The following is a 7985-nucleotide window of genomic DNA, read 5'->3' as shown; positions in this document are numbered from 1 at the left end:
GCAGGAACAGCTTTCACATCTGTTTTCTCAGCAGAAACTGCTTTCACATCTGTTTTCTCAGCAGAAACTGCTTTCACATCTGTTTTCTCAGCAGGAACAGCTTTCACATCTGTTTTCTCAGCAGGAACTGCTTTCACATCTGTTTTCTCAGCATGCATTGGTTTTATATCTGTTTTCTCAGCATGTACTGGTTTCACATCTGTTTTTAGAATACTTTTATTCTCTTGCTTAACTGCTACTTCTAAGCCCTTAGTACTTCCTCTTACCTCTTCAAGTGTTATTTTACTCATATCTATCCCAAACGTTTTAGCCATTTGAGTTAAACCTTTAAGTGTTTTAGGTAAGTCTTTAACTTCAGATTTTTTATATTCTACACTTTGAAGAATTTTATCTTTTAAAAATTGTTTTGCATCAGCTATTAAAGTTTTTAATTCTACCACACTCAGATTCTGTGTTATTTTAGGGTTAAGTTCTAAGGGCTTTATATCTTCAGTAAGAACTGTCTTCTCATCAGAATTTTTTAGTAAAGAAGACAGAGTATCTTTTGAAGATATCAACTTCACATCTTTGAGAGTTTTTACATCTTTTTCTCCCCCTCCCAAAGCTACAACAAAGGATCCATTTTGAACACCCTGTTCATCCTTAGTAGTCTTTGCCCCACGTAATAGTTCAGAAAAAGAAAGAGTTGGTTTTTCATCTTTTAGATTAGCAGAACCTAGAAGCGATGGTGCTACTGATTCAGCTTTTATGTCTACTAAAATCATCTTGATCTCCTATATAATATCTCATATTTTAAATAATTAAAGCATTATGTATTCCAATAAAAAAATATTATATTTTGCATTTAGATATTTTATGCCATACTACGTTTCATGAAAAAGCTCTTTATTTTACTTACTCCTATCCTTGTCATTGCTATAAGCCCTTTTGAGACACCAAAAGAATACCATTTAGATTTATCAAAATTTGATACAAAAAGGACAGAAGAAAATATAAAAGCGATGGAAAATAAAACAGTTATATGTAGATATGTGTGTGATAAGAAGATATACAAAGAACAAAAGATAGCTGATGCTATCTTCTTTTATAAAAATACTGCTAAATAACTTTAGCAAACCTATCAAGACAAGGTAGGTCATACTTCCAGAAGACACTTACGCTATCTTGCATTGCGCCAAGTAAGTCTTCTGGTTTCTCGCCATCCGCTGGATAAGAAAGTAAAAAAGAATTTAGAAATTTAGCAAAAGCTTCATCAAACATTTTCTTGACTATTTCCGCTCCATACTTATCAGTATAAGGAAGAACAAAAAAGTAATTTTTCTCATGATTCACAATAGAGTCAGACGTTCTTAAAATATTTTCTAAGGCATAATCTATAACATCTTGATCTATCCCTTCTAAGTTGCAATACAAAATAGTAAAGCTCTCAGCACGATTTTCATCAAGTCTATCTGCTATGCCAATATTTAAAGCGAGGAGTTGTTTAAAATCTATAAATGAAAAATGTATACCAGCCATAATTGTCATTCCTTGATAAGTTGAAATTATATAAGCATAGTATAACAAAAAATATTTAGATAATTGTGAAAGGATGAATTGCATCATGTGATTGAAGTGCTAAAGCACGGACTTCATCATCATGATACAAAATAGTGTAACTATTCTCTACACTTGTATTACAATATGGAGTGCTACTTTAGTTAGCAGCCCTTCATCTTCATCACGTTCATGGAACTTCCTTCTTGTAACACAAGAATCTCATCTTAGGAAAAATCAATCCCCAAATGACACCAGTTCACCTCGTTTTAGTTTCGCAATTTTACCGCGAAATTTGCGAATATAGAAACTTTTCTCTTCGAAAGATATATCTGTTCTTAACTGTACTCTTTTATACTCACCACTATAGTAGTTCATCAAAAAAGTAAGGAGTTCAGCTTTAAGAGCATCTTCATCTTGAAGCACATGAATGCTTTCATCAACTAAAATCGCCATAAGTTCTGGTAAATCAGTCTGATTAGTAAGTGCTAAATTAAATTCATGTGAATGAAACATTAAAAGGGATGGATCTAAAACATCTAAAACCATGTCTACAAAATGTGGTTTTTCTATTACCGTTTTTATAAGTGAAAGTTCCCACATATCCTTATGTGTATTTTTCTGCATACGTGGTGTATTTTGCTGCGTATTAGTTGTGTTAGTAACTTTTAAAAGTGATGGATTCACACCTAAACCACCCAAACGCGAAGCGAGATATATTTTATATTCTTCTTGAAGAAGCGGAGAAAGTGTCTTAAGGTATGCTAAGCCTTCATTCATACACGATTCTTTTGCCTTAGGATCTCGTAAATCATACAAAGATAAAATTTCATCCAAAACAAACTCAATAAAAGGCTTAGGTAAACGGAACATATTTGCCAGTGCTTCCACTTCACCGTTATACACCATATCAGCAGGATCAAGTCCCGCGCCAAAAATAATCACACCACCAGTAAATCCACCAACACTTAATAGTCTTGATGCTTTAAGCGCCGCCGCACGACCAGCCTTATCTCCATCATAAGCCATAATAACTTTAGGTTCACCCTTTCTTAAAAGTGGAAGGTGTTCAGGTGTGAGTGCAGTACCTAAAGTTGCAACTGCATTTGTAAAACCAGCTTGATGAAGCATAATAACATCAAGGTAACCCTCTGTTATAATAATCTCTTTTTGTTTGTATAAGGTTTGTTTTGCATGATGGTACGCATATAAAAGACGAGATTTATTAAAAAATGGCGTTTCTGGTGAATTTACATACTTAGCTTGGTGTCCTGTTATGGTTCGCCCACCAAAACCAACTATAGAACCGTTAGCTGAATGAATAGGAAAAGTTACCCGCTCAACAAATCGTGCAAAATTACGTCCATCTGCAAATCCAACTACACCCATATCTACGGATTCAGGCATTGTAAAACCATTTGATTTTATAAAATTAATTGTACCGTTAGAATCAGGGGCATAACCAATACCAAACTTTTCAACACTGCCCTCATAAATCCCACGTTCTCTTACATAATCGTTTGCTGTTTGTTTTGAAGATAAAAGAGAACTATACCATTCTTGGAGTTTGTCCATAACTTGAGAGCGGGGTTTGTTATGTTTGTTATCTGTATAAGAAAGAGTAAAGTTATATGTATCAGCAAGTTTTTCTAAGGCTTCTGGGTAACTAAGTTTTTCGTACTCCATAACAAACTTTAGAGAATCACCACCAGCACCACATCCAAAACAATGATAAATCTGCTTTTGAGGGCTTACTACAAACGAAGGTGATTTTTCATCATGAAAAGGACAAGGAGACTTATAGTTCACCCCTGCCTTTTTTAACTCCACATAAGAGCCTACAACATCAACAACATCAAGTCGTGCCTTTAGGGCTTCTATAGAGTCTTGGGTAATCATAAAAGGATTATATCTTTGCTCCCATTAAAAACTACTTCTTACTACCACTAATTATACGAGAGATGATTCCTTCCTCCTCTCCTAGTTCAGCGATAATCACGCCAGCAATATGTACTACTGTAAAAAATAAAATAAAGTTAAATACAAGTTCATGTATCTCTTTAATATCATGAGTTAACTCTTTTGAAATTGCAATCTCCTCATGAAATGTAAGTACTAATCCACTTACAGCCATAAAAAATAGTGTAAAATAAAATAACCAATATAATACTTCAACAGCTTTTTTATGTAAGCTCAGCGATGCAAATTTTTCTTTAGTCATAGCCTTTGTGAAAAATAAGTAGATTCTATATACAAGTAACAATGTAAGTGCGTAGCCTAAAATAATATGCCACTCCCACATACCTGCACGTATAGCCTTAGCTAGAATTTTTGCTTGTTCTGCGCTAATCTCTATATCAAACTCTAAAAGTTTATTCATTAAAATCTCAGAATTGCTTCTCCAGCTTAAAAATGTTTTTCTTAAAAAAACAGTCCCAAGCAGTCCTAAAACAACAATCGCATTTAACCAATGCCATAATCTAAAAGATACAGAATACTTCATAATAATTTCCTTCTAGCTAAGTATATCAACCTTATGTAACTTAAGTAGCATACAAAAATATTTGAATACGTAATAATTACACTATCAATAACAAAACAAAGGATTTACAATGTGTTTTAACGCAGGACCACTCGACAGAGCATTAAGAATTTCAATAGGTATAGGTTTAATAGTGTATGGTTTAGGTACCAGTAACATACTTTTAGCAGTAGTTGGGTTAGTTCCATTACTTACGGGGGCTATAGGATTTTGTCCTTTTTATCCTCTTTTAAAGATTAATACTGGTTGTAAAAAAGATTAATTAAAGTTAAACTTATTCTAGTGTGCTACATTTTTCCTACACTAATTTTATTATATTTTTCAAGTACAATTCGAATATGAGTAATATATATAATAAATATCCCTGGGTGGTAGTCTTAATAATATTGTTAATGTCATCGGTAAGTATTGGGGTTATTCTCTATAGTTTTAACCTTGGTAATAAAATGACAGCAAAACATTCTGTCTTAGTAGATGCGACAATGGAAGCAAAACTTGAATTAACTAGAGCATATCTTTGGCATGAGAAACTAATGCGTGGAGATAAAAGTGTAAAAAAGTCTCAAATCAATGGTAATGTTATGCAAGCTAAGTGGTATTTAAATGCTATGATTAAAGGTGGAGCGAACAAAGAAGGAATCTTCCTGCCAATTGACGAGGATTTTCCTTCGATAAGAACACATATCAAAGAAGCTTTACTACTCACTAATCATTTCGAAAAACTAACTTACAAAAAAATTACAAATAAAAAAATTTTATCTGTAGGTTCTACTTCAAATATAGAGTACGATGAAGTTTTTAATAAGGCTATAGTTAAAATTGACACTGTAGAGGGTGAATTACAAAATATAATTGCTAAAGATTTGGTGTATTATCTTTTTATTAGAGATATCCTTATACTAGTAATCATAGCTATAAATATTTTTGTTCTTATTTCTTACCGGACAATTTTAAAATTTCAAAAGGATTGGTTCTTAAAATACTTCCGAGTTGAAGATGAAAAAAACACTTTAAAAAAACTATATAAAGAACTTCAAGAAGCTCAAGTAATCATCGATAAATATGTTCCCCTTTCCCGTACAGATATTGATGGTAATATTACCCATGTAAATACGGCCATGTGTGAGTTAACAGGATATAAAAAAGATAAACTCATCGGAAAAAACCATAGGATTCTTCGTTTTCCAACTGAAAAAAAAGAACTTTATCAAGATATGTGGAAGAAAATTACATCTGGTGACATATGGGAAAAAGAAATTAAAAATATAAACAAGCATGGAGAAGTATTCTGGACTAATCTTCATATTCATCCTCTGTCTAATTCTGATAATAATATTATAGGTTACCAATCACTCCGTGAGAATATTACAGAGAGAAAAGAGTTGGAATATTTATCGTCTCATGATAAGTTGACTTCTCTTTTTAATCGATATCACTTCGACGAAGTACTAAAATATGAGATTGAACAATATAAACGTTATTGCAATACTTTTTCTCTCTCTATGCTAGATCTAGATTATTTTAAAAAAGTAAATGACACTTATGGTCATCAAATTGGAGATGATGTTTTAGTCCAAAGTGTTAACATAATGAAAAATGCAATTCGAGAAAGTGATGTACTTGCAAGATGGGGTGGCGAAGAATTTGTTTTACTCCTTCCACATACAAATAAAGATGAAGCAAAAATAGTGCTTGAAAAAATACGCACATCACTTGAAAACTATACATTTGAAACTGTTGGTCACATTACTATAAGCGGTGGATTATCAGAAATAAGTAAGAATGACAATTCTATTTCATTATTGAAAAGAATTGATGATGCCCTTTATGAAGCTAAAGATAGTGGTAGAAACCAAATAATTGTATATTCATAATTTATAAAATATCTTAATTCTGATTCTTTCATGATATACTCCATATTGCGGAGAAACATATGAACTTAGAGAGCTATTCTTTTTATAATAAACTTGATTCTAATACTTTAGAATTTTTAAAAAAACACCTCACACCAATCAAAGTACCAAAGAACAATATTTTATTTTTTCAAGGTGATGTATGCGATAATATTCTTTTTTTGACTTCGGGAAAAGTACGTCTTTATATACAATCAGCTGATGCAGATGAGATCACATTGTATCAGCTAAAGGAAGGTGAGCAGTGCATCATAAATACAGCTTCAAGTATTTCTCAAACTGAGGCTATAGGCTCTGCTGTTACAGTTACTGATATTGAAGGGTATCTTTTAGATACTTCTAGTGTCAAAGCACTAGCATCAATGAGCGATGTATACCAAAGCTTTCTTTTTTCCATCTACACACTGCGAATAAGTGCCTTAGCGAAACTTGTAAATGACATAAAATTTAAAAAACTTGATGAACGTATACTAGATTGGTTAAAGAGTCAAAAGAGTAAGACTATTGAAACAACACATGAAACTATTGCCAATGAGCTTGGAAGTACTCGAGTCGTTGTAAGTAGAGTTTTAAAAGAACTAGAAAACACTCAAAAAGTTACATTAACACGAGGATGTATTACTTTATACTAATAAGATTATATAATTAATCTCATAATTGTGATATACTAGACAACTTAAAAAAAACAAGGAAAATCAATGAAAAAAATTCTACTTAGCTCTCTTTTAGTGTTAAGCACATCTCTATTTGCTGCTCCTAAAGAAACAAAAATGCTACCTATCTTTACACAAGGATATTGCGCAGCTCCAACTGTTGCTCTTATGGGTGGTTATGGAAAATACTCAGGTGCCAACAATGGTACTGCTATGTACGGTATCGAGCTTGGTTTTGCTTGTCCAGTATTTCAAATTAAAGATTTAGAAATCAATCAAGTTTTAAGTCTTGTACATTCAGACAAAGATGGTCTAGAAACAAATACTTTAGAGATGAATCCTAGAATCATGTTTGACTTAAACAATAAAACAAAGTTTGGTTTTGGACCAGGTCTTGGTGTTATATTTGCTGAAAGTAACGGAAAGAAAGATGAAGTATTTGGTCTAAACTTTGGTGCATCACTTAACTACCAAATCTCTTCTGATATGTTTATAGGTATAGAAAGTAGATACCAATGGGCTGGAGATGCACAATTTGCAGCTGGCACAAAAACAAATATGAATAACTCAAGAACAATGATTAAAGTTGGTACAAGTTTCTAAGTCTCTTTGTAAACTAAGAAGATTTAGCTATAATTTCAACTCGACAAAATTTAAAAGAAAGTGGGTGATGTGATATGCCAGGTATCGTACTACGTAGTGATGATAATTTTGATGCATCTTACCGCCGTTTCAAGAAGCAGACTGACCGTAACTTAATAGTTACCGAAGCTCGTGCTCGCCGTTTCCATGAAACGGAAACTGAAAAGCGTAAGAAATTCAAAATAGCTTCTCGTAAGAAAATGCTAAAGCGTCTTTATATGATGAGACGTTACGAATCACGCCTATAAGATAAGCCTTCGGGCTTAACTTACCTAAACAAGGGACTTAAAAGACTCTCTAAAAATTACTTTTCACGCCTATCCTCTACCTCATTTATACCCATTAAAAAATAAACACCTATTATGAAAGTTGCTTACGAAATCCATCTTTAAATGCCTTCATCCTCGGAAGAGTTATCATACCCATAGCAGATGAACTCAATTTTTTAGTCTCTACATATACTTTTTCGCTTGGAGTATCTAAAGCTAGAGAGATCAGTTCGCAAACGCTATCCTCAAAAAAATCAGTTTTTTTATCTATAATGGCATCATAAAGAGCCATAAAAACACTTTTTTCATAATCATTCATTTTACAAGAACCATCAACAATTCTTAAAGAGATAGTAATCGCGCAAACTTTTTCAAAATCATCTAAACTATTAGCGATTATATCAATACTTTTATCTTGATTATTCATTTA

10 protein-coding genes and 1 pseudogene are annotated in these 7985 nt (G+C 32.6%); 6 read left to right on the top strand and 5 right to left on the bottom strand.

The features are described 5' to 3' along the window. Positions 1-764: pseudogene (locus tag ACI9TV_RS05505) on the bottom strand (hypothetical protein); the annotation flags it as partial. A gap of 108 nt (positions 765-872) precedes the next feature. Here ACI9TV_RS05505 and ACI9TV_RS05500 point away from each other — a divergent pair. Next, positions 873-1106 carry a hypothetical protein gene (locus tag ACI9TV_RS05500; RefSeq protein ID WP_415249763.1) on the top strand — a complete coding sequence of 78 codons (234 nt, stop codon included), beginning with the start codon at positions 873-875 and terminating at the stop codon, positions 1104-1106. On the opposite strand, the gene ACI9TV_RS05495 is transcribed toward ACI9TV_RS05500, so the two are convergent. The 3 genes from ACI9TV_RS05495 to ACI9TV_RS05485 form a co-directional block, all read right to left on the bottom strand. After that, on the bottom strand, positions 1099-1518 hold the full coding sequence (locus tag ACI9TV_RS05495; RefSeq protein WP_415249762.1) for a hypothetical protein: 420 nt from the start codon (positions 1516-1518) through the stop codon (positions 1099-1101). The genes ACI9TV_RS05500 and ACI9TV_RS05495 overlap by 8 nt on opposite strands. Before the next feature lie 255 nt (positions 1519-1773). After that, positions 1774-3435 (bottom strand): DNA primase, encoded by a 1662-nt coding sequence (gene dnaG / locus ACI9TV_RS05490; RefSeq protein ID WP_415249761.1) that lies wholly within the window; start codon positions 3433-3435, stop codon positions 1774-1776. A 31-nt stretch (positions 3436-3466) separates the two neighbouring features. Then, the gene (locus ACI9TV_RS05485) at positions 3467-4039 is read right to left on the bottom strand and encodes a cytochrome b/b6 domain-containing protein (RefSeq protein ID WP_415249760.1); all 573 of its coding nucleotides are present in this window, start codon (positions 4037-4039) and stop codon (positions 3467-3469) included. A 109-nt stretch (positions 4040-4148) separates the two neighbouring features. On the opposite strand from ACI9TV_RS05485, the gene ACI9TV_RS05480 reads away from it, so the two are divergent. The 5 genes from ACI9TV_RS05480 to rpsU all read left to right on the top strand — a co-directional run bounded on the left by ACI9TV_RS05480 (position 4149) and on the right by rpsU (position 7534). Beyond that, positions 4149-4340: a DUF2892 domain-containing protein gene (locus tag ACI9TV_RS05480; protein WP_415249759.1), complete on the top strand. Its 192-nt coding sequence runs from the start codon at positions 4149-4151 to the stop codon at positions 4338-4340. A gap of 130 nt (positions 4341-4470) precedes the next feature. After that, complete coding sequence (locus tag ACI9TV_RS05475) at positions 4471-5952, top strand: diguanylate cyclase (protein WP_415249758.1); 1482 nt, start codon at positions 4471-4473, stop codon at positions 5950-5952. 59 nt (positions 5953-6011) lie between these two features. Beyond that, positions 6012-6623: a Crp/Fnr family transcriptional regulator gene (locus ACI9TV_RS05470; RefSeq protein ID WP_415249757.1), complete on the top strand. Its 612-nt coding sequence runs from the start codon at positions 6012-6014 to the stop codon at positions 6621-6623. Positions 6624-6689: 66 nt separating this feature from the next. Continuing rightward, a complete protein-coding gene (locus ACI9TV_RS05465; RefSeq protein WP_415249756.1) occupies positions 6690-7247 on the top strand; it encodes a hypothetical protein in 558 nt (185 codons plus the stop codon). A 74-nt stretch (positions 7248-7321) separates the two neighbouring features. Then, positions 7322-7534 carry a 30S ribosomal protein S21 gene (gene rpsU, locus ACI9TV_RS05460; RefSeq protein WP_008340937.1) on the top strand — a complete coding sequence of 71 codons (213 nt, stop codon included), beginning with the start codon at positions 7322-7324 and terminating at the stop codon, positions 7532-7534. Positions 7535-7646: 112 nt separating this feature from the next. On the opposite strand, the gene ACI9TV_RS05455 is transcribed toward rpsU, so the two are convergent. After that, a complete protein-coding gene (locus tag ACI9TV_RS05455; RefSeq protein ID WP_415249755.1) occupies positions 7647-7982 on the bottom strand; it encodes a hypothetical protein in 336 nt (111 codons plus the stop codon). Positions 7983-7985 lie beyond the last annotated feature (3 nt).

It is taken from the genome of Sulfurimonas sp., assembly GCF_047622445.1.
Classification (GTDB): Bacteria; Campylobacterota; Campylobacteria; order Campylobacterales; family Sulfurimonadaceae; genus Sulfurimonas.
This window is presented reverse-complemented; position numbering and strand designations above follow the sequence as displayed.